Raw genomic sequence first — 21,300 nt, 5'->3', positions numbered from 1 at the left:
GAGTTCGTAACAGCTAGGCCTTTTTTGAACACTTGGCATCAACATTTATCGTTAATGCCAAGTTTTATTCTTCATATTAAGCGTGGCTGATATTTCTAAACTCAGCTTCAATAACTTCACCACGTTCACGCCATTGATATAACTTAGCCCGCTTTCCTTCAAGTACAGTGATGCACTCACCAAGTTCTGTGATTGATTGATTCAATTCAAGTTTTTTAGGAAAAAAGGTCTTAACAAAATCATCACCATTGATCACATTCAACAATTCTTTTCGTTGGCCTTCAAAGCTGTCTACCATGTCACTTACCGCTTTTTCAAATGCTTGTTGTTGTTTATGTTCATTCCATGAACTCCAAGCCTCCATTGCCACACCAACAAAAACTAATGCGCCATTAACACCTTTAGCCAAATTAACTGCACCCCAGGGTTTAAACTTCAACATACCCGCTAAATCAACACCAATTAATTTTCCGGCGCCGACAAGACCATCTCTGGCGAGTAAAATATTTTGATTGTTAATTATGTTACCCTTCAGTGCATAGTTAAGACCTTGCTTCCCCATACTGATTACAGTGTCATTATATAGCTGCACTTCATTAGATATGTTTGCTTGTAATTGAACTAACTCACCTGAAAGCGAACTCACCTGCCCGTCAAATTCATTTTGAATTCGAGCGTTCAAAATCACGCCTTCATTACCAACTTCTCTTTCGAAAAATTTGCTAAAGGTATTCATGTCTGAACCTTTTGCCTGTAAAATTAGCGAACTAAAATAACTAACCACAAAATCTCGTAACCCACGTTGAACCTCACCTATTTGTAAATTTAATGAACTAATTTGTTTATCTACACTGCTACAAATCGATTTTAGACGTTCTAACTCTTCAGCAATTTGTTCATCATTCTCAATAGCTCTTGGTAATTGTCTTTGTAATACATCACGTATAACACTGTGCTGAGCATCTAGGGCAATAGACATTAGCCCACCATTGACTTGCACTTTTTCAAAAGTGGCTTGTTGCAATGTATCTATGTGCGACAAAGTCTTAAATTTTTCAGGGTTCGCTAACCAATAATCAGTACCCATATCAAACGGGTTCGCGGCAACAGCAACAATGGCTAAACTGGCCTGTTCTTCAGCTGTGAGACCGATAGACTCACTTAGTCTTTGCTGGACATTTTGTTGTTTAATCTTCAGGTTTTCGCGGTAATCCCAATCATCTTCAACATCGGCTATCTCATCAAAACGACTTAACACAAACACTGTACGAGGCAGTAAATTGAGATCTCTAAACAACCATTTTAAATCCTCATGATGACTCTCTTTAATCGGATTGGTTGAATTCATCACATATAGTACAAGGTGTGCTTCACTAACATACTGTTTAGTAATGTCTTTAAACTTTTCTATTTGCGTGCTTGTTGCATTCAGTTTTTCTTTAAAACCAAATAAACCCGGTGTATCAATAAGCTCACAATCATCAAGTTGATACGTTTTTACTGTGTCAGATGACTCAAGATGACTAATGTGCATAGTATCTACGTCAAGTTTTTCCATCCAAGCCGCAGCTATTGAAGTTTTACCTTCCGAAAAGCCGCCTATTAATGCAATTTTTAATTTTCCGGATTCAATTGTCGTCATTGCATGGTGCAATTTTTGAATTAAATTATCATCGATACCTGCACCCGCTTCTTGACCTAAAACTAAAAATTCACCCAGTTTATTCAGTAACATGCGGGCTTTAGCTTTGCTCTCATTAAACTCATTAACGGTTTTATTCATTTTAGTACTCCAACTGGGTGCAAAGGTCATTTAGCTCTTTTTGTGCTTGTTGTAATTTTTTGTTAATTACTGCGATTTTTTCGACGGAATTCGACATCACATCACTGACTCTCTCAACACTACGGTCAACGTCTTTGATGACTTCAGCAAGATTGTTTTCGATACGAACAGTTAATTGGCCTGCTATTTTATAAATGTTGTCATCAACAGATTCTTTCTGTTGTGCACGCTTATATTTATTACTAAAAAAGGACCGAACCGCTTTATAAACCTGAAAAACTAAACTGGATGCCGAAATAGCCAATAATACCCAGCCCATAGGGTTGAAAAACAATATTGCCCCGCCACCCATGGCACCTAAAACGCCCCAAACATTAACACCATTTTTGATATCTATATCTAAATCAATATTGGTGGACTCAATATTATTAAACGAAGTCATTAGCTCATTAGTATGTGACTCAAATCGATTGATAATGTCATTTAGTTTTCGTTCAAAAAGGTTCGTTTCCTTATTGACCATTGATGGTAATTGGTCAATTAACCTTTGCTGGCTTTGCTCTATTTGCCTTTTAAGAAAAGATTTAACTTCATCATTGCTAATGTCATCATCAATTTGACTGTAAGTGGCATTACGCACACTTGACTCAAACTCTCTAATGAGAGCGTGCATGTTATTGTTAAGTTTTACGCGTAATGTCTCTATCGAGGTGGTAAATTCAGCATTAGTCGCCGTCAATTCAAGACGAAGTTTTTTTAATAATGGGGAATATTTTTCTTTACGTAATACCATGACATTATCGCGAGTTGCATCGACCACTTTCTTGGCTTTGTTGTGATTCGAACGCATGATTTTTATCTTAAATTCTTCAACCAACTCTTTGGTAAACATCTTCGTGAGTACAGCAATATTCGATTTATCGATTATTTGTTGTGCAGAGTACTGCGCCAAAAACTTATTCTGTACCATGCGATCTCGACTATCTGGCAGTAAACATGACGCCACGGCTAAATAGGCTGGATATGCACTCAACATTAAACACTGCTGGTAATTGTCACCTAAGTATTGAGTCATTTTGGCATCTAAATCACGTAAGCTCTCAAGCTCGCCGTCTGAAACCAATTGATTTTTATCAAGTTGAATCGGGTTTTGTATGCGTTTATTAAAGATGGTCCACACTTCAGACTGGTCATCTAAATGCTGTTTAATTTTCTCTAACGTACCAGGGTTATTAGCATCACCCTTTTGTGGTGCAGACGCTTTACTGGTGATGTAAAACACGGCATGTGCTTTATGTACCGCTTGCCAAATAGCCTCGCTTACCTTTGATTCTTTACCTTCAATACCAGGCACATCGAGTAAATTAAATTGGCAGCCATCAACATCAAATGAATAACATTGAGTGTCTAACGTAAAATCAGATTGGCCATTACCAATAATGCCGCCATCCGCAAATGGTTCTGCTAGTTTGATGGTTGAAATTAAGTGTAAATAGTTTTTTTCTATCTTATTAACCCTGGTAACCAGCTGATTTCGCGATTCAAGATGGCTAGCCGTTTGTTGGGTGAGTGCCGATTTAGCACTGCTGAAAGCGTCATTAGTCGAATTAGCGGCTTTGGCTTGTGGACTGCTTTTAAAAAGCCAAATAAACCGTTGTAAAAGCGATACTGATTTTTTTAAATCAATCCAAACTTGCTGTGCCAATTTATGACTCGTTTCGCACTGGATAAGCTTTTGTTTAAGTTCGGTTTGCTCAATATTCCACGCCGCATCGATTGTTTCTATTTGCTTTTCAGTATCTAAAATTAGTTGCCTGGTTTGCTCAACTGTATCGACCGTAATACCCGCATCAAGTTGCCATTGTTTAAATTTAGCTTGTTGTTGTTTCTTAGTCGCTTCACCGAGCAAAATCCGCAGGGTTTCAATAATGGTCGACTTACCTGCATTGGTTTCGCCATAAAGTGCAATGGTAAAGGTGTTCCATTCAGCGTGTTTTTCAAGCTCATTGAGTTTGGCGGTGATATCGCCATACAGATTATTTAACAGCTGTTGGCTATAAGCGGTGGTGTCTTTTGTCGCGAGATCGCCAGAATCAATTGTAAGGTCGTTAAGTAACTTATTCACTAACGATTGAACATGCTGATAAATGTGATGGGTACTATATTGAGGGTTTTGCATTCTGCTATATCATTCCTTTGAAAAATCCGTTTTATGACGACGTAACTGTCATCAATCTTTTATTACGCCGCAAGCGGTAACGCTATTGTTATATTTTACTTTTACACCTTATTAAATAATCTATCCACCTGTTTTTACGATATTTTCGAGGAGTGTCGACTATTTAAGCGGATCTATTACCTTGAGTTAAATACGTTTATTGCATGAGTAAGGTATTGATAGGCACTAGCAAAGTACGGGTAAGCACAAAAGCCGATATCGGTTGATGAACTTACCCTGATGCCATTATTTTGCTGACGACTTTTTACTGCCTGCCCCTTTTTTAGCTGTTTTCGCAAGGGCTTCAGCCTCAATGCGGGCTTGGGCAATTCGCTCAAGCAGTTTATCCGCCGGTTCGTCGTTAGAGTCTTGTGGTACTAGCTCACCACGGAAGGCCTTAGCCAAAATGCTTTGGGTGAGGTTATCGACTCGAGCTTGGGCTTTTTTCACCTGCGCTTCGATGGTGTCTGCAAGTTCGAAGTAATTATCGACTAAGCGGACGATTTCTTTTTGCTCGTCCAACCCCATCAGAGGTACTGGGATTGCCTTAAGTTCCTTAACCCCTTTAACATTCGGAATTGCAGAACCTGTCGAGCTATCAAAAATTTTCTTTTGAAAGTATTCAGAACGAAACAACCTAATAAAAAAATTATCATCAAAATACTCAGAATCTAATCTAACTCTCAATAATGCTTGATTGATTATCCCTGCATCATACTGTTCGGGAACTTGTGTTATACGACCAAGAGTTACCCCAGAGCAACTAATCAGAAAGTCTCTAGCTTTGACATCAAAAGCTATCAACTCTTGATATTTATCATCAGTAATAAAGTATCTAGCAAATGAGCAGTCATCATTTATTGGGCAATACTGTTCATAAACTTTGTAACCCTTTTCAATAAACATTGATTTTTTTAATGCGCTTCCGAATGGCCCTCTTTTGAAAGGGGCATTTCTCTGTTCTAAAATATCACCCCATGTACACCAATCCCATGAATCAGGGAGCTTTCCTAGCGACTCAGAGTCTTCGATATATGGTGTTACATATTTATCTTTCCAGTTGTCATTTTTAGGTAATCGACCTTTTTCTTGGAATTCCTTCATCTTTATATCTTCCCAAACTACTCTCTGATACTCACGTATGCTCGTTAATTGGGATATACATTTAGTCGGATTTGATGCACGCCACTTTTCTGTCAACTTGCCTGAGACTGCTGAGGCGAGGACTGATTGGCGGAAGCGTTTGAGGATCGCGGGGATGCCATCGAGGCGGGCTTTGATGGTGTCGACCTGCGCCAGCACTTCATCCAGCTTTTCAACGATGCGCTTTTGTTCCGCTAGTGGTGCTAATACCATTGGCGCGATTAATCCGTCTTTGGTTCCAAGGCGAGGCATATTAACGCCATAACTAACGGCATTTACATAATCGCCAAAGATACGTCCTTTTAACCAGTAGAAAAGATATCGATTATCAAGCAAACCCACTGGAGGGCTTAATGGAACAATTTCAGATGTGCAAATTCCATCTTCTGGAGCCACTATCATTTTGTTTAAGTAAGGTCGCAGCTTCCCATATAAAACATCTCCTGCTGTGAACGCATTTTTAGAACTTTTGGGTTGCCTTTCTCCAAAAGAGACTCTTTGTAAAATTTTTGAACTATCTTTTTCTATATCTTCAAGTTCAAGAATCCAAGTTTCACTATTAATTTCTCCCATGACAGCTTTTACTGTCTTTCCGTAATCAACAACATCGCCGAGACTGCAATTAACCCATCCTTTCGGCAACTCTCTCATCAGTTAGTCTCCGTTGCCGTTTGCTGCTCTGCTTTATCCGCGGGCTTATCTTGCAAACCAAAAGACTCCGCTAACAGTAGTTTTTGTCCTTCGGCAACATCATCTGCTCCCAATGACAACATCAGTTGATAAATTTCCGACATGGCTTCAGTCAGCTCGGCCATGGCTTCGCCTGCGAGGATTTCAGGTTCTGGCAAGTTCTCGCTACTGGTGGCGGCCAAATCTTTAAGCCAGGAGATATCTAACGAGTCACCTTTTTGATCGCGTATGTAGTCACGGCTAAACTTTCGGAAACGGGCGGTTTCAACGCTCTCAACACCCAGCTGCGCTTTCTCGCTTGACGTTTCATTAGCTTCTGCACTGTCTTTTTCAGTGACTTTTTCAGTAGTATCGACGCTGGTGTCAATTTCACCGAGTTGCTGCCAAACGCCCTCAGTGCGAGGTGATTGACCGTTACTGTCGCTACCAAAAGCCGTGATGAAATCATTAAAATGGGCATCGGTTAACGGGCGACGTTTACCAAAGGTATTCATGTTGGTACGCATGTCGTACACCCATGTTTCTGTGGTGCAGCCTTTGTCTTTATTAGGTTTGGTGGGGCTGCCTTTTTGGAAAAACAGCACATTAGTTTTTACCCCAGCGGCGTAAAAAATGCCGGTAGGCAAGCGCAAAATAGTGTGCAGGTTACATTTGTCCATTAAATCGCGGCGAATTTCAGTGCCTTTACCAGCTTCAAACAATACGTTATCAGGAATAACCACGGCGGCGCGGCCACCTGGTAGCAGTGCCTCAACAATGTGCTGCATAAAACACAGCTGTTTATTACCCGTTGGGTGAACAAAGGTGCGGGTAATATTGGTGCTGGCTGCACTGCCAAAAGGTGGGTTGGTTAATATCACCTTTGCCTTGGGTAGGTTTTCCCCTGCACTGCCCAAGGTATTGCCTAAACGGATCGCGCCGTGTTCGGCGTCGCCTTCTATGTCGTGCAATAGACAGTTCATTAACGCTAAACGGCGAGTTTCAGGCACTAACTCAAGGCCTATAAAGGCTTTGGTCATTTGAAACTCTTGGTCGGTGTCCTCTAAATCATCTAGGTCATGGGTTTGTGACTTAATGTATTTGTCGGCTTCAATTAAAAAGCCTGCGGTACCCGCTGCGGGATCTTGTATCACTTCCCGTGCTTGCGGTTTAAGCAGCTGAACAATGGCACTAATTAATGGCCGCGGCGTAAAATACTGGCCCGCGCCTGATTTGGTTTCGTTAGCGTTTTTTTGCAGTAAACCTTCGTACATGTCGCCAAAGTCGTCGCGCGATTTACCCTGCCCGTCGTCAAACCAATCGAGTTTGTCCATATTGTCGACAAGCTCGGTTAACTGCGCTGGCTGAGTAATGGTGGTGTTCACGTTTTGGAAGATGGCACGCACAATGGCGTGCTCGTCGGTACCGAGTTGCACTAACATGTTGCGATAAAATTGGTGTTGTTCTTGACCAATTTTAGACTTGAGGTTGGCCCAACGAAAGCCTTCTGGCAGTAGGTCTTGTTCTTGCCCTGTTGATTGGCACATTTTTAAAAATAATAGCGATGCCAACTCATTAACGTAGTTTTGGTACGATACACCACCATCACGCAAGTTGTCGCACAGCTTCCACAGTTTGGCGACTAGTTCATTGTTGTTCATAAAATATTGTCTCTTTATATTGCATGTTGAGCATTAAATGCGAGTGTATTGTTTCTGTCATAGCATGATAGGAGTTTATGCCCGCTCATCCCAGATATAATCGTTAAAGTCGGACAGTATGCGCGCTAATTCATCATTAAAAACGGCTTCCAGACGTATTTTACCGCCACGGCGTTTGTAATTACCCATCTTGAAGGTATTGTCATCTAGCACCACGCTTTCTTTTAAGCTGTCAGCTAGACGTTCAAGCCAGGTGATTTGCTCTGCTGTCCAATCGGCTTGTTGAAGAATTTTAGCCAATGCATTGTCTACCCGTTGATCGAAAGGCAATAAGGCTTGGCCCATTGCAGCGCGGCGAATATGACCAATTAATCGGGCGGCGATGTCTAGATTGGTTTTTTTCGCCCACGCTTTACGCAATGTTGATTCGTCAAAGTGCTGGGCGTCGAACCATTCTTGTAATTCGACTAACGCTTTGCGGGTTAAATCGCGCGGTTTAGTGAGCACGGTTTGTAAGGCTGCACTTTGGTTAACATTGACATCGACCAGCTTGTCGAAGGCCTCTAGGAAGTCTTCTGGATTGTCGTAGTCGCCGTATAGACGATCTACCGATATGACTTTGTCGTCTATGTCGGTAAATATAGGCCTTTTACTTTGCTCATTAATGAGGTTTTTAAGCCGTTCGATACGCGGTACTAGGTTGTCTACTTGGTTAAATATTTCTGCGGTCCATTTAGGGCCTTTTTGCTTGAGTGTGTGACCTAAATTGGCAAAGTCACAGCCTATGGTGTCTTGGCATATTTCATCAAATCGAATAACCGCTTGGTCTATTTCTTTGTTGTATTGACGGTTATACATGGCTTGGCCAATCACCCGTTGTAACTTAGTCACCAGTAAATCATGACTGTGAGCGGCAAAGCTTCTGCCGTCGGCTTCTTTGACTTTATAAGTTTCGCTGTCGGTAATTTCATTGACCAGGGTTTGAATATCTACCGAAGGCCTAACAACAACGGGCTTCATGCTGTCGACACTTTCTAAGGTGGCGTACAAATCAACAGCATCAAATATACGAAACGATGTTTTACCTACTTGTGGGCATAAACGGGTGGCGCGGCCTTTCATTTGCTCATACAAAATACGGCTGCGTACCTTACGCACAAACACAATGTTGCAAATACTGGGGATGTCGACCCCGGTACTGAGTAAATCCACCGTGACCACAATATTGGGTAAGCGCTCTTTTTTGAAGCGGGTGATCATGCTTTGGACTTTATCCGAGTCTTTGTCTGACGCACCGGTAATTTTAATAATGGCGTCGTGTTCAAGTTGCGGGTATTTTTGCCCAAATGACAAACGTAATTGATCAACCATCATGTCTGCATGGTCGTTATCGACACAAAATACTAAGGTTTTTTGCAGGCCGGTTGGGTCAATATGATTAACTAGCTCATCACAAATGGCTTTAGTGAAATTAGGTGCAATAAGATTACGGTTAAAGTCGGCGACTTCAAAATCTTGCTCGTCGGCTAATTCGTCTATGATGAGTTCACCTTGATAACTTAATCGCTCAACTTGTTCGCCTTTAGCGAAATGCACCCCGTTTTGACTTAATTGGGTGACTATTTTTATAGGTGGTTCTTGGTCATTAAGGTAACCGTCGATAACCGCCTGACGATAGGTGTATCGATAAATAGGGTCGCCAAAAATCTCACGAGTGTGCAGCGCGGGGGTGGCGGTTAAGGCAATTTTTACTGCATCAAAATGTTCAATAATTCGACGGTACGACGAGATATAGTCTTGTGCATTACGGAACTGCTCTTCCCCTTCGGTTTGCTCTGAGTCCAGCACATAACCACGATGTGCTTCGTCGACAATAATGCAGTCGTAACGCCCTACGGGGACGGTTTCATCGCTTTGCAGCACTCGTTTAACCAAGGACTGCACTGTGGCGACATGAATTTTGGTGCTGTCTTCTGGAAATTTGTCGGTTAGGCCTTTTACATTAAAGATGCTGCTAAAGGTTTCGTCGTTAATACGAACATCTTCAAACGCACCAATAGCTTGAATACCTAGGCTGCGTCTGTCGACTAAAAACAAAATGCGGTTAATACGTTGTGACTGAATCAGGCGATACATAATGCCTATTGCGGTGCGGGTTTTACCCGTTCCGGTGGCCATTGCCAGCATCATTTCTTGTTTTCCATTAATAATGCCTTGCTCAATGGCTTTTACGGCGTCTTCTTGATAGTAATACAAGCTAAGCGGCGAATAATCGGGATTTTGACTAAACCAGTTATTTAGCACGTCAAAATTGCGCTCAAGTTTGGCCATTAATTCTTCTGGGCTATGCCAGGATGGTAATGCTTTGGCTTGGTTGGTACTTGAGCGAACATCCCGGTGCCAAATGCCACTTTTTGTTTTAACCGCGGCACGGTATTCACGGCCGTTGGCGGAATAACAAAACGGAATGTTAAATTGGGTTGTACCATCTGAGTCTAACCATAATGGTTTATAAGTTGGCAGCTGATCGGCAATCATTGAGAATTGGTCTGAATTTTTATAATGATTTCTTAACTCATCGCGCAAAAATTGCATGTCAAAGGTATGGCTATAACGATACGCTTCTGACAATTTGGCCATCACATCGAGATTTTGCTTTTTGGCCTCAATCACTGCAATGGGCAACAAACCAACAAATAACACGTAATCGGCAAAGCCTGCTTTACCTGTTTCATCAAGGCCTGTTGGCCATTCGGCAATGGCGATATTTCGGCCAATTTCTGGTCGGGTTCCTGCTGCATATTTTAGCAGTTGAGTATTGGCTTCCCAGCTGGCTTGTCGTAGTTGTAGATCAATAAGGTAACGGGTTTCTGGCTCGCTTAAGTCTAACGAGCGAGAAGCTGCTTGTTCAGTAATTTGCTTTTTGTAAGCTTTGCGTTCTGCTTCTGTCTTTTTAGCTATTTCAGCATCTTTGGCTTTTAATTGTGCTTCAAGCGCCGCAATACGGGCTTGTGTTTGTTCAATGGTTTCGGTTTGCTTACTTTCTAAAATTGAAATGTAACCTTGTAAAGCAACCAGTTTGTTTTGCTGTTCTACAACTTCTGACTTTGACTGGGCTTGATGATGTTTTGATTGTTGTTCAGCCTCTGCGAGTGCTGCTTTTAATTCATCTATTTGCTTAGCTGCATCGTCATTACTTTGCTGACTTGTTGGAAGGATAAATAGCGGTGTTTGAAAGTCATCATCTTTGGTCAGCAGACGGTAATACCATACGCTTAGTCGGAAAGTTAATCGCAAACACATTTCCGCATCATTTAAATCTTCATGGTATTTATGAACGGCTTTGTTGCCGATAACCCGTAACTCATGAAATATTTTAATGATTGAGTCGTCGACCCAAGAAACTTTGGCTAGCTCGCGGAGTAAATCAAGCTGCGTGTCTTGTGATTCAATACACAACAATTTACCTAAGTGTTTAGCGGCTGACTCACCAAACATACGCAGCTTAACCAATGTGGTATTCGGGTCGTCAGGAAAGTTATTTTCTGCCGCGCAGGCAATACGATATAAAATATCGTTTACGCCTTTTAAAAACTCGAAGTTTGATTTTTTCATAACATCCTTTCTAAATCATTTTTTAGACTTGTTCATCTAAGCTAGATTTTAAGTAATCCGATCTTCTTGGGCTGAATTTAGTTTGGCTTTTCAATGTTATTGATAGCTTGTATTGCCATAAACCAGAACGGCTAAAGTGGTAACTATACTTTCGTTCCAGCGTTAACATGGTGTGGACCACGTCTTGTAGGTTTGTTGATTCAATCGGTAATTGATAACAACCATAATGATCATACTTGTCAGTTTGAATCCAAATATGATCACCAATTTGACTAACAAGTATGAAGTTGTCTTGTATATCATTTAACACGATACATTCATCTTGATGATGTGTAGGCAATTGATTTTTGATGTTTTGGCTGGCGTAAAGCCAAATATTTCTAACATGACCACTTTTTAAATAAGTCATTAAAAATGCATTACTTTCCCGCGCAACATCAAATGGCGAGTAAACACGTGTGCCATTAACATATTCATTAAAAATATTAACGATATTAAGTTGAGATTTGACTTGGGACAATACCGCTTTTTTGTACCATCCGGTTTTGTCATCAAGGTCTGCTGCCCCGTTGTTTTTAATTAATTTTATTTGATGGGAACGAGGAGAGCCGGCAAAGATAATCTGATTTGATAGTGCGTCTATATCAGTAATAATACGATACATTGATTCTGTCGATTTTGACTTCACTATGTTATCAAACGACTTCAGTAAAATATGAACCGTTAATGGGTCTACTCTGGATGTGAATATCGAAATACATGATTGCCAGATGTTATTCATAGCCAAAATGTTACCGATTTTTTGTTTTTTATCTAAGCCTAAAGTGATTAAACTGGCAATAAGACGTTGTTGATATAATGATATATGATCAATATTCAATTGCCCTTGTTTTAGGTGTTGGCTGGCATAGTTAAAGCAAGATTTTAGCTCCGTATCCGTAGCGGTAAAATCATTTTCAAACAACATTTTAGGTAATTGAATACTTAACTTTTGCAAGTAGCGTTCTGTTGGCAGTGCAGATAAATGGGTCATTTATTCGAAATTCCCTTCAAGTGCGGCTTCAGCCTCAGTAATAGAAGGTGGAGTCATAATAAAACGAAAATCTATGCGACGATTGATAGGATCTGACATTGGCATATTATATTCATGGCCAGGTACAGGCCTGCCTTCACCGTATCCACTAACACTAATCACTGGTTGATTACTGTTATTTTTCATCTCTGCCAGAATTGATTCTTTTTTGGTGACTTCACGGTATGTGAACATCGCCCTATGGGCAGATAATACCCAGTTGTCTTGGTATTTTTGTGCAAGCCAACCGGTAATAGGGACATTATCGGTGTGACCTTCAATAAATATTGAATCAATTTTGCCCTTTGTATCGACAATACATCCATTGTTTATTGGCGGATTTGCGGCGTAACAAGGCAATATTGCCGCAATGACTTCAGCAACAATACCGAGACGTTCTACTTGAGTTTCATTCAAATCTGCAGCCCCAGTGTCAAACCTAATGGCATTTTCATTTAGTCTTAACACACCGTGCTCGATATCAATTTCGACATCGACATTTTTATCTGACAGAGATTGCTGAATATCGCTTAACATCTTTGCTCGAGTTTCATTATTGCCTTTCAGTTTATCGGTATAACGTTGTAATTCTGCATATTTATCTTCTTGCTCACGTGAAGCAATCAAAAAGTCGATAACAAAAATAGCTAACGTGATGATAAAAATGAACATCAGTCCTGACATAACGTCTGACACAGCCATCATGTAACTCGTGTCATCTTGATTTTTTATTCTCACGCTGCACCACTCAATCTAGTGTTTGTTTTGGCGATATCTTTCACTAGTAGATCAATCTCTTTAATCGCCTCTACTAAGTGGCCAGAAACTTTACTCGCATCGTGATCTAAAGCTGACATATGTTTGTTTGTTAAACTGGCATATTCGCCTAGCCCTAAATGCAATTGATTCATAGATGCTTCAATAGCTGACTTGATTCCGTCACCTAAATTACTGTGCTCGGATAGTGCTTGTTTAAGTTTTACTGCAGTTTGAGCTGAAGATTGGCTAAAGTCAGAAGCATTTTTAGCTGCTTCTTGAATGCCTTTCAATAACTCTTGATAAGTTTTGGCAACCTCTGCTGAGGAGTGATTTGCTTCGGTCATGTTTGACACACTCTCAGTCAAACTGTCTGAAGTTTTATTAAATGTAGTCAAACTTTTCTTTGTCACATCATGTAGCTTACCGATAACTTGGGCATTTCCTACCAGTTCTTTATTCAACTTACCCAGCTGTTCGACCACACTTGGAAACTCTTCCAACATAACCGCTAAATGACTTTCGGCATCAGAAATCTGTGACATAAATGAATCGACTTGTTGCCCTAAGCTATCTGATACTTTTGCTACGATATCTGGTAGAAGCTGCTCCATTAGACCCTGAAGTTGCATTGCCGATTGCTTGATACTCTGTTCAGTCGCATTGGTGATTCTTTCGGGAATATTAGCGAGTAATTCAACGGAGCTATTCATTGTTTGGCGATATAACTCCGACGCTTGTGACATATTGTCGATTGTGACCCTAGATTGTACAAATAGGTTTTCTTCTATCTCTGCAGTAGAACTTGATATGACACGTGAGACATTATTACCTGCTGTTTCGAAGGTGCTTATGATTCGATTTATGCGTACTTCTTCACGAGCTCCCATTTCATCTGCACTATCACTAAATTGCTTAGTCACATTTAGCATTGAAGTTTGCATTGCTTTGGTGAGCTGTTCAGTAGCCTTACCCACTTTAATTTGGTTTTCAGTAAAACTGCTTAAATTCACACTCATACTTTTATTCATTTCGGAGATAAGTTCAGCAAGATCTTTGATTTCTGAACCGGCTTTATCTAGTAGTGTGTCTCTAAATTCTTTCGAAACACGCTTAATGGTTTCATCAGTAATTCGTTGCTGATCAAACTGGAAGTTAGCAAGAGCTTTTGTTTGGGTTTCAATCGCTTCTAATTGCATTGCTGCAAGTTTATCTGAGTCAATAAATTCTATGTGTGATGCTAAATAATCACTGAATTTTTTGACTTCTTTTTCTAATTTGAAAAATCTGGATTTTTCAAACATTGAAAATACCATTGAGCAAATGATACCGACTATTGATGTGGTAAATGCAATGCTCGCTCCAGTTAACAGAGGGTTAAGTGATTGTTTTGCAGAATCAATATCTGCAGAGCTTAATCCTAATGATGCGTTACCAATACCAATAACTAAACCGACAAAAGTAAATAATAAGCCTAACCCAGTCAGCATATTAGGGATGGAAGTGAATAAGCGTAAGTTGATTTGAGGTTCAACTATGTTTTCCATATTGAATACATTACTGACTTGCATGGTATTTCTTAGCGTTGGTGCTTGGCTTGGCTTAAGTTCGAAGTTAACGCCAGGTAATTGCATGCTTCGTTGATAACTTTCCCACGTAGATTTTAGGCATTCTATTGTTGAAATTTTTGAATGCATTTTTTCTCGGTTTTGATAAGCAATCGTTAACGGATTCGAACTCCACGACTGTTCAATTAAGTCACCATTGTCATCAAACGCGTTAATTGGTTTGTACTGCTTTAACTCGGTATTGGCTGCCTGTAATTGTGTTATTAATTTACGAGTAGATAGCCATAACGTAAACGCAGAGATAACTGCGCCTAAAAGAATAAACGAACAAAAGTAAATTGTTAGTGGATCGAGGATTATATTGATCATCTTTGTCTATGGCCTGTTTTGAAGTAACTTTTATTATCTAAGTTGTTTTGGTTTCGATGAAGTTTCATCTCATCGACTTGATGCCTTTCACTGGCTGAAAGAGGTGTAAACCAGTTTCTGGCAAGTTTATTATTTAGATTAGGTTTAATACCTTTGCTTGATAAAACTGAAATTAACCTCTTTTGCCAATAATCCTTATGATCTTCAGCCCACTCTGGTGTTAATTGCGATACGATTCGGCCATCAAGACCATCAGAATCAAAAAGTAATTTTTCTAGTCCGGCTGATTTTAGAAAGATCCCAAGGTCGAAATCTGATCCTCGAAATCGTTCTATGAAAATGTAAGAACCGATTTCAAAAATACAAATCTCACTGGCATCATTTGAATAGTGTGGCACCATGATCGTGACTCTTTCTTGGCGTAAATCCATTTTATTAGCGAGTAACTCTTTCGATCGTTGTGTTAAGAGAAAACGAACTCGTACAAATGACTCGCTGTAATCTGCCCAGAATGAAGTTCTGCCAGCTAAGTTTCTAACATGCGTTTCTGTTAAATTTGGATCTGTGCTTGTATCGCAAAGTGCATCGAATATTTTTTTAACGGACTTAAACGTTGTGACATGGTAGAAGCTTTTAAGTTTTTGTTGTGCAAATTCACTTAATTGATACCAGAAAGTATCAGCATTATCAGGCAAACAATGTATTTGAATCCATTCATCAAACTCACAACCAGGCTGAACATAATTAACTTTCGCCAGTAAGAGTTCTAATTGAGCTAATGTCTGTTTATCTTCTATATTGCGCTGACAAGTGAGCCACCAAGCTAAAGCTTCAGAATCTGGCGACATTGGTAAAGCGGCACCTGCCTGAGTATAGATAGCTTCAACATGCTCACCAGCCGAATCAGCTCCGTAACTTGAAAACCATAAAGCGACTTCAGTATTTGAATCTAACATTTTCTTTGCACAGGAGAGGTAATCTCCTTTTATTAGGTTTTTAACTATTTCTGATAATTGCTTTGTTTTTTCGGGGTGTTTTGAAGTAGTTCTAGCTGGGAATGCTTTGAGTAAAGTGCCAGCCATTGAGCTAAAACCTCGGGCAAAACCAGCTATTATTTTTAATAAAAACTGTTGAAATCTCGGCTCATCTAGTAATAAATTTGTCCAAACAATCGCTACTATTATTGATTGCTCTGAGTGATCTAATAATAGATATTTTTCCTCTGAACGAAGTAAGATCAACCATTCAATCTCTGAAATTTTTTGTTTGTTTTTAAGTCTGTCAGCAATGTAACGAATGTCTTTATCGTCAATTGTAACTGCGGAACTATGACCATCAATTATTCCACCTAAAGGAGGTTGTAGTTGTGACAAATAAGGAATATGAGGTATTTCTGGTTCAATAAACCATACTTTATGATTGATATAAGTCATTTGTTGGCGTCCTTTTCAAGAAGCTCTGTGAGATCATGACTTTTAAATTCAAATCGAAATAATACTTTTCTATTTTTATCGGATGTAAGATTGATATTTGCATCATGATCCCCTCTTCCTGCTGGCAAAATTTTATTCAAGAATTTTGCTTTATAGTGAAAAGGCATTGCTTGTAATACATTTGTAACTGATTCCGCCCGTCGTATACTCAACGACATTGAATGTTTTTCGGCTTCATTTTTGTCCGCATGTCCTTCAATGATTAAGTAGTTAACTTCTTCAGCCGTTTCTACATTTTGAAAAATAGCTTGGCTGTATACAGGTATCAACTTTTTTAGAAACTCTTGCCCATTAGCATTAATTTCTGCACTTCCATGCTCAAACTGAAGCCCTTCAACTAAAGATAATGTGCCTTTAGAATCAATATGTGATTCGATTCCAACAGCCTCTAATCCTTTTTGAAGCTGTTCGATAATAATGATGCGGTTACTCTTAGACTGTTCTTGAAACTCAAATAACTGTGCTAACGCGACAATTAATAACAAGGCAAAGACCATCAAAAGACCAGCCATTAAGTCACTTATAGATAACCAGGTGCCAGTCTCATCAAACTTTTGATCATCTTGATGGTTTTGAATATCCATTAGCTGGCCTTACTTTGTAACTTCAAAAGGTTTTCTTTCTCTTGCTTAGCCTCTTCCATAACAGTAATCATTAAATCAACGGCACTGTCTAATCTTGTATATATCCTTGACGAGGTAGCATCAAAACTACTGAAGTATTCACCCGCTGATTTATTTGCTCTCTTGAAATAATCATCCATTTCAGGTCTCATTTGACTTGTAAGTGACTTAAACTCTTCTGACGCACTAGAGAAAACAAGTCCTAAGTCAGCCATTTGTCGTCCGATATGTTGACTTTGCAGTTGTAAAGTATCAACCCAACTCGTATTTTCAAGGCCTAAGCTTTTTGCCATCGTTTGAACTCGTTCGATGACATCAATCATTTGTTTGTGGTGTGTATTAAGATCTTCAATAAGGTCACTTCGTTTGTTGTACTCGTCTTCAAATACAGCCTTAAAGTTTCCAACTACCTCATTTAATCCGTCGCGCTGCGCATTTAATGAATGGTCTAATAAAGTATTTTGTTGATTAAAATAATGGGTAAGCTTTTGTTGATATTCTTCTCTGAAGGACTCTAGTTCTAACTGAATAGTGGATGACATATTGATCACTTTAGAATCGATATCTCCAAGTCCGGCTTCGAGTTCTTGCCTTGCTGTTGCCATTAACGCTGCAGAGTTAGCGCCCACATCAATGAGTGTTTGAGATTGTTGTTTAAAGATGATTTCTGAATCTGAAACCATTTGGCTAAATGATGCTGTTTGTTTTTCAATTGAAGCATTGCCCAGCTCTACAATCCCCTTTACTTCTTGGGTTATAGAATTAAGTGCTGCGGTACTGTTGATGGCAAAATCATTCAGTGAATGATCCATAGATTGAGCAAAGTCATTTAGCTTCTTGAGGGTATGAAGCTCAAAGTTTTCTACTGTGGCAGTGGCTTTTGACATTTCTTCCACGGTCTTAGATACACTTTGATTGAGTTGGTTACTTATTTCAGCAAAATCAGTAACAACTTTATTTGTACGGGAGAGTTCCGTGACAATAGGGCCAATAACTTCTTCGCCCATTTTATCTATTAGACTTTCAAATTCATCAGTTCTAGCTTGTGACAAATCATTAATGGCTAAAATTACATTTTTGTTTGTTTCTAAAGAATTTATTGCATGCTGATTTATATCGATTTGAATATTCTCGATTGGAGCTTTAACTTGGCTTGATAGCGCATCAACTAAAGATAGGTTAGAAAGCATGTTTTCAGACATATAATCAATAGAGGTAAGTATTTTACCTATTTTATCAGTTGATTTATTTACTGATGAAATTTGCTCAGCTAACTGTTCAGGTATGGTTGTTACAATTGATTGCATATTGTTTGATGCATCTTGAATTAATGACAGGCTTTCAATAATTGGCGAAGTAAGAGAAATTGATACAATGGACTCCAACTTAGACTCTGTAACAATCTTACTAGATATGGCGCTTAATTTGGTTTCTAAAGCATCGATAGACTTAGACAGTATTACAGTTTGTTCATGGATTGGTGCAGAGACTCTTTGACTTAATACCTGTTCAATATCTGAAATTGTGAGTTGAGCGGTATTGTTTGTTGTTATATTTTCGACTAATCCGATTAATGAGTATGCCGCTTTATTAAGCTGTTTATGCTCATGATGAATCTCATTAAGCAATGATGTTGGTGCTGTTAGAGCATCATTTAATGTGGCCTTAAAGTGATCATTGATTGTACTTGCTAGTAGCTGCTCATCTAAATTTAAATCAGCAAGTTGTTTTAAAATTGATGTTTCTATCGCTTCCAATTTTGTACAGAGGACATTGAGATGGTTGCTCGAGTGCAGTTCAAACTCTTGAGAGGTCATTGCATTAGGCTTGTTTGCTAATGTATTTAGAACATCGATCAGTTGATTTAAACTTTCATTTTGTTGATTTGATTGGCGCTGACCTATAACGAGTTGGTGGAGCAAATCATTGCTAGTAACCACAACACTAATAGCCTGAATTTCTGATACAAAATCTGATTTTGCTTTTTTTGTGATGTCTACAGAACGTGAAATGAATAGCATAAATAGGAAGCTCGTTCCCATACCGGCTATTGATGTGTAGAAAGCTGTACCTAAGCCTCCAATTAAAGTTGATGCTTGATCAATCAATGTTGATGAATCAGAACCAAATCCATTCAAACCACTCAGGCCCATTGTAATACCAACAAAAGTACCAAGAATACCTATTGTTGTTAGTACAGCGGGGATTGAACTGAATGACGCAATTGAAAAATCGTTTATTATTTGTGACGGATGACGTAATAGTTCAATCCTTCCGTCATTAAAGGATACATAAGAACGCTTATTTTGCTGTTTTATAGCACAAACATCATGAGCCAGTGATTGAGTATCAGGATTGTAGCTTTCAAGAGGTACTTTTCCTGACTGATAAACCTCATCGAGTAAATTCGTTTTAATTTTTAATTCATTGATATAACGGCTACGACTTTTCATAAAAAACACCGTGCTTCCAAAAAACACGGACAAAGTAACACCTATAAAAATTGTATTGAGTATTATTGGGTTCATAGATTAAGTCTTCAATTTTGTAGCTATATGAAATTCTTTATGAGTAAGTAAGTTTTTAGCAATATCTACAGGTAAATGTTCAGCATTCCACTTTATATCTCCATCGGAAGATATAATCGGGTTGTCCATCCATCGGACACTAAAAACACTGCCGTCTGGATAGTTGTCCAAGTCTTTTTTAAACCATACTTGTTCAGGAAAGCTCCTAAATAGCTCTATCTGCCAAGCTGATTTTTGATTTTTTAATCTATTAGCTAACAGCGTGTTAAGTTGCGGAGATGGATCTTCTTTAGCTACTTTCCACGCTCTATTTATTAATACAATTCTATTTACAATATCGTTAAGCTTCATATTTAATCAACTTTAATAATGATATTTTATAATAACTTACAATTAATGAGTCACTAAATTGAATCTTATATTGCGTTATCCATCAAGATGTATTTTTACAGGAATGCTAAAGGATTTTGAATTTAGGTAAGATTTTGAAGCGAAGAATTCTAACAACAAATAATGTTGTATGACTTTCAGTGACTGGATATTGAGTTTAGCAAGCTCATGGAGTTGTGTTTCGAAGTGTAGCTTCATTGATTTCATCATTCCGTGTATTTTCCTTAATATCCATATTACGCAATAACAATGCCAAATTGATTGCCACTGTTTAACTATCAGTTTCAATATTTAAACGCTTCATCCAATTTGTTAACGTTTGATGATCTTTTAACCCAAGCATTATTGTTGCTTTCTTTTTGACATATCCTGAAGCCTTTAACGCTGCTATAACATACTTTTTTTGAATGTCATCAGTGATTTGCACTATATCAATTTTATCATGAATTGACATAGTAATTTTGTGATCAGGCTTATTCTTTTGGATGTTTATCATACTATCAGCGATGTCTTTTTCATCGACAACCCGGTTATCTGACCATAAATACGCCCTATTCAATGTACTCCACAACTCACGTATATTGCCCGGCCATGATTGGGTGCATATAAAATTTATTGCTTTATCGGAAATATTTTTACTTTTGTAACTGGGGTGTTTAGCGCCTGCAAGATTTATTTGCTCTGCCAATTGCTCAACTATATACGGAATATCTGCTTTTCGTTGATTAAGTGAAGGCATATCAATAATGCCTACTGCTAATCGGTAAAACAAATCTTCTCTAAACTTACCTTGTGCAACTAGAGCTGATAGATCTTGGTGGGTGGCGGCAATAATACGAACATCTACATTGATGCTTTTTGTGTCTCCAAGACGTGTAACCTCACCTTGTTGTAAAGCTCTAAGTAATTTAACTTGCACGTTTAGCGGTAATTCACCGACCTCATCTAGAAATAATGTTCCGCCATCTGCTTGCTCGAATAAACCGGGATGGTCTTTATCTGCGCCAGTAAACGCGCCTTTTTTATGGCCAAAAAGTATTGAGTCGACAATGTTTTCCGCTAATGCTCCACAGTTCACTATTCTTAATGATTTTTGTGCACGTAAACTGCCTTGATGTATCGCATTGGCCATTAGCTCTTTGCCTGTGCCTGTTTCGCCCAAAATAAGTGTTGGCACTTCAGATGTAGCAATTTTTTGCGCTTTTTTTATTGCCGTTTTCATTGCGTCTGAATGAGAAGTTAATTGGTCGAATGCACGATAAAGACTCGGCTCAGATGTTGCTTTTGCGTAAGCGTCTAGGCAACTACACCTACTTTTTAACATTCCATGGTAACAGGCTGTCGATATCAGGTGCTGGTTTACACAGTTCATCAAGGCAAACCATGATGTAATCAAATGGGATTAGACCATT

Annotated in this window: 13 protein-coding genes; all 13 read right to left on the bottom strand. The window is 39.0% G+C overall.

Annotation, left to right across the window (positions count from 1 at the left end; all coding sequences use genetic code 11):
* Window positions 1-76: 76 nt before the first annotated feature.
* The 13 genes from H5125_RS13270 to H5125_RS13210 all read right to left on the bottom strand — a co-directional run bounded on the left by H5125_RS13270 (window position 77) and on the right by H5125_RS13210 (window position 21,110).
* A complete protein-coding gene (locus tag H5125_RS13270) occupies window positions 77-1,783 on the bottom strand; it encodes a LeoA/HP0731 family dynamin-like GTPase (RefSeq protein ID WP_182744474.1) in 1,707 nt (568 codons plus the stop codon).
* A gap of 1 nt (window position 1,784) precedes the next feature.
* A complete protein-coding gene (locus H5125_RS13265; RefSeq protein WP_182744473.1) occupies window positions 1,785-3,962 on the bottom strand; it encodes a hypothetical protein in 2,178 nt (725 codons plus the stop codon).
* A 285-nt stretch (window positions 3,963-4,247) separates the two neighbouring features.
* Window positions 4,248-5,795, bottom strand: coding sequence for a restriction endonuclease subunit S (locus H5125_RS13260; RefSeq protein WP_182744472.1), 1,548 nt, complete (start codon window positions 5,793-5,795; stop codon window positions 4,248-4,250).
* The gene (locus H5125_RS13255; protein WP_182744471.1) at window positions 5,795-7,474 is read right to left on the bottom strand and encodes an N-6 DNA methylase; all 1,680 of its coding nucleotides are present in this window, start codon (window positions 7,472-7,474) and stop codon (window positions 5,795-5,797) included. The genes H5125_RS13260 and H5125_RS13255 overlap by 1 nt, the downstream gene beginning before the upstream one ends.
* 75 nt (window positions 7,475-7,549) lie before the next feature.
* A complete protein-coding gene (gene hsdR / locus H5125_RS13250) occupies window positions 7,550-11,089 on the bottom strand; it encodes a type I restriction-modification system endonuclease (RefSeq protein WP_182744470.1) in 3,540 nt (1,179 codons plus the stop codon).
* A 22-nt stretch (window positions 11,090-11,111) separates the two neighbouring features.
* Window positions 11,112-12,122, bottom strand: a complete 1,011-nt coding sequence (locus tag H5125_RS13245) for a hypothetical protein (RefSeq protein WP_182744469.1) — start codon at window positions 12,120-12,122, stop codon at window positions 11,112-11,114.
* The gene (locus H5125_RS13240; protein WP_220487353.1) at window positions 12,123-12,899 is read right to left on the bottom strand and encodes a hypothetical protein; all 777 of its coding nucleotides are present in this window, start codon (window positions 12,897-12,899) and stop codon (window positions 12,123-12,125) included.
* Window positions 12,896-14,854 (bottom strand): hypothetical protein, encoded by a 1,959-nt coding sequence (locus H5125_RS13235; RefSeq protein ID WP_182744468.1) that lies wholly within the window; start codon window positions 14,852-14,854, stop codon window positions 12,896-12,898. Before H5125_RS13235 ends, H5125_RS13240 begins: the two co-directional genes overlap by 4 nt.
* Complete coding sequence (locus H5125_RS13230) at window positions 14,851-16,287, bottom strand: EH signature domain-containing protein (RefSeq protein ID WP_182744467.1); 1,437 nt, start codon at window positions 16,285-16,287, stop codon at window positions 14,851-14,853. The genes H5125_RS13235 and H5125_RS13230 overlap by 4 nt, the downstream gene beginning before the upstream one ends.
* Window positions 16,284-16,931, bottom strand: coding sequence for an OmpA family protein (locus H5125_RS13225; protein ID WP_182744466.1), 648 nt, complete (start codon window positions 16,929-16,931; stop codon window positions 16,284-16,286). Before H5125_RS13225 ends, H5125_RS13230 begins: the two co-directional genes overlap by 4 nt.
* The gene (locus H5125_RS13220; protein ID WP_182744465.1) at window positions 16,931-19,423 is read right to left on the bottom strand and encodes a MotA/TolQ/ExbB proton channel family protein; all 2,493 of its coding nucleotides are present in this window, start codon (window positions 19,421-19,423) and stop codon (window positions 16,931-16,933) included. The genes H5125_RS13225 and H5125_RS13220 overlap by 1 nt, the downstream gene beginning before the upstream one ends.
* Before the next feature lie 78 nt (window positions 19,424-19,501).
* The gene (locus H5125_RS13215; protein WP_182744464.1) at window positions 19,502-19,849 is read right to left on the bottom strand and encodes a hypothetical protein; all 348 of its coding nucleotides are present in this window, start codon (window positions 19,847-19,849) and stop codon (window positions 19,502-19,504) included.
* Between the two features lie 310 nt (window positions 19,850-20,159).
* Window positions 20,160-21,110, bottom strand: a complete 951-nt coding sequence (locus H5125_RS13210; protein WP_409085821.1) for a sigma-54 interaction domain-containing protein — start codon at window positions 21,108-21,110, stop codon at window positions 20,160-20,162.
* Window positions 21,111-21,300 lie beyond the last annotated feature (190 nt).

Origin of the sequence: Shewanella sp. SR44-4, assembly GCF_014163715.1 — a bacterium.
In the GTDB taxonomy this organism is placed as follows: Bacteria; Pseudomonadota; Gammaproteobacteria; order Enterobacterales; family Shewanellaceae; genus Shewanella.
Note: the sequence above shows the minus strand (reverse complement) of the source record. Positions and strands in the feature narration are given on the sequence as shown.

Bases quoted from the DNA above. Each gene is read 5' to 3' on its own strand.
- H5125_RS13270 (WP_182744474.1), bottom strand. From the start codon at position 1,783: ATGAATAAAACCGTTAATGAGTTTAATGAGAGCAAAGCTAAAGCCCGC.
- H5125_RS13265 (WP_182744473.1), bottom strand. From the start codon at position 3,962: ATGCAAAACCCTCAATATAGTACCCATCACATTTATCAGCATGTTCAA.
- H5125_RS13260 (WP_182744472.1), bottom strand. From the start codon at position 5,795: ATGAGAGAGTTGCCGAAAGGATGGGTTAATTGCAGTCTCGGCGATGTT.
- H5125_RS13255 (WP_182744471.1), bottom strand. From the start codon at position 7,474: ATGAACAACAATGAACTAGTCGCCAAACTGTGGAAGCTGTGCGACAAC.
- hsdR (WP_182744470.1), bottom strand. From the start codon at position 11,089: ATGAAAAAATCAAACTTCGAGTTTTTAAAAGGCGTAAACGATATTTTA.
- H5125_RS13245 (WP_182744469.1), bottom strand. From the start codon at position 12,122: ATGACCCATTTATCTGCACTGCCAACAGAACGCTACTTGCAAAAGTTA.
- H5125_RS13235 (WP_182744468.1), bottom strand. From the start codon at position 14,854: ATGATCAATATAATCCTCGATCCACTAACAATTTACTTTTGTTCGTTT.
- H5125_RS13230 (WP_182744467.1), bottom strand. From the start codon at position 16,287: ATGACTTATATCAATCATAAAGTATGGTTTATTGAACCAGAAATACCT.
- H5125_RS13225 (WP_182744466.1), bottom strand. From the start codon at position 16,931: ATGGATATTCAAAACCATCAAGATGATCAAAAGTTTGATGAGACTGGC.
- H5125_RS13220 (WP_182744465.1), bottom strand. From the start codon at position 19,423: ATGAAAAGTCGTAGCCGTTATATCAATGAATTAAAAATTAAAACGAAT.
- H5125_RS13215 (WP_182744464.1), bottom strand. From the start codon at position 19,849: ATGAAGCTTAACGATATTGTAAATAGAATTGTATTAATAAATAGAGCG.
- H5125_RS13210 (WP_409085821.1), bottom strand. From the start codon at position 21,110: ATGAAAACGGCAATAAAAAAAGCGCAAAAAATTGCTACATCTGAAGTG.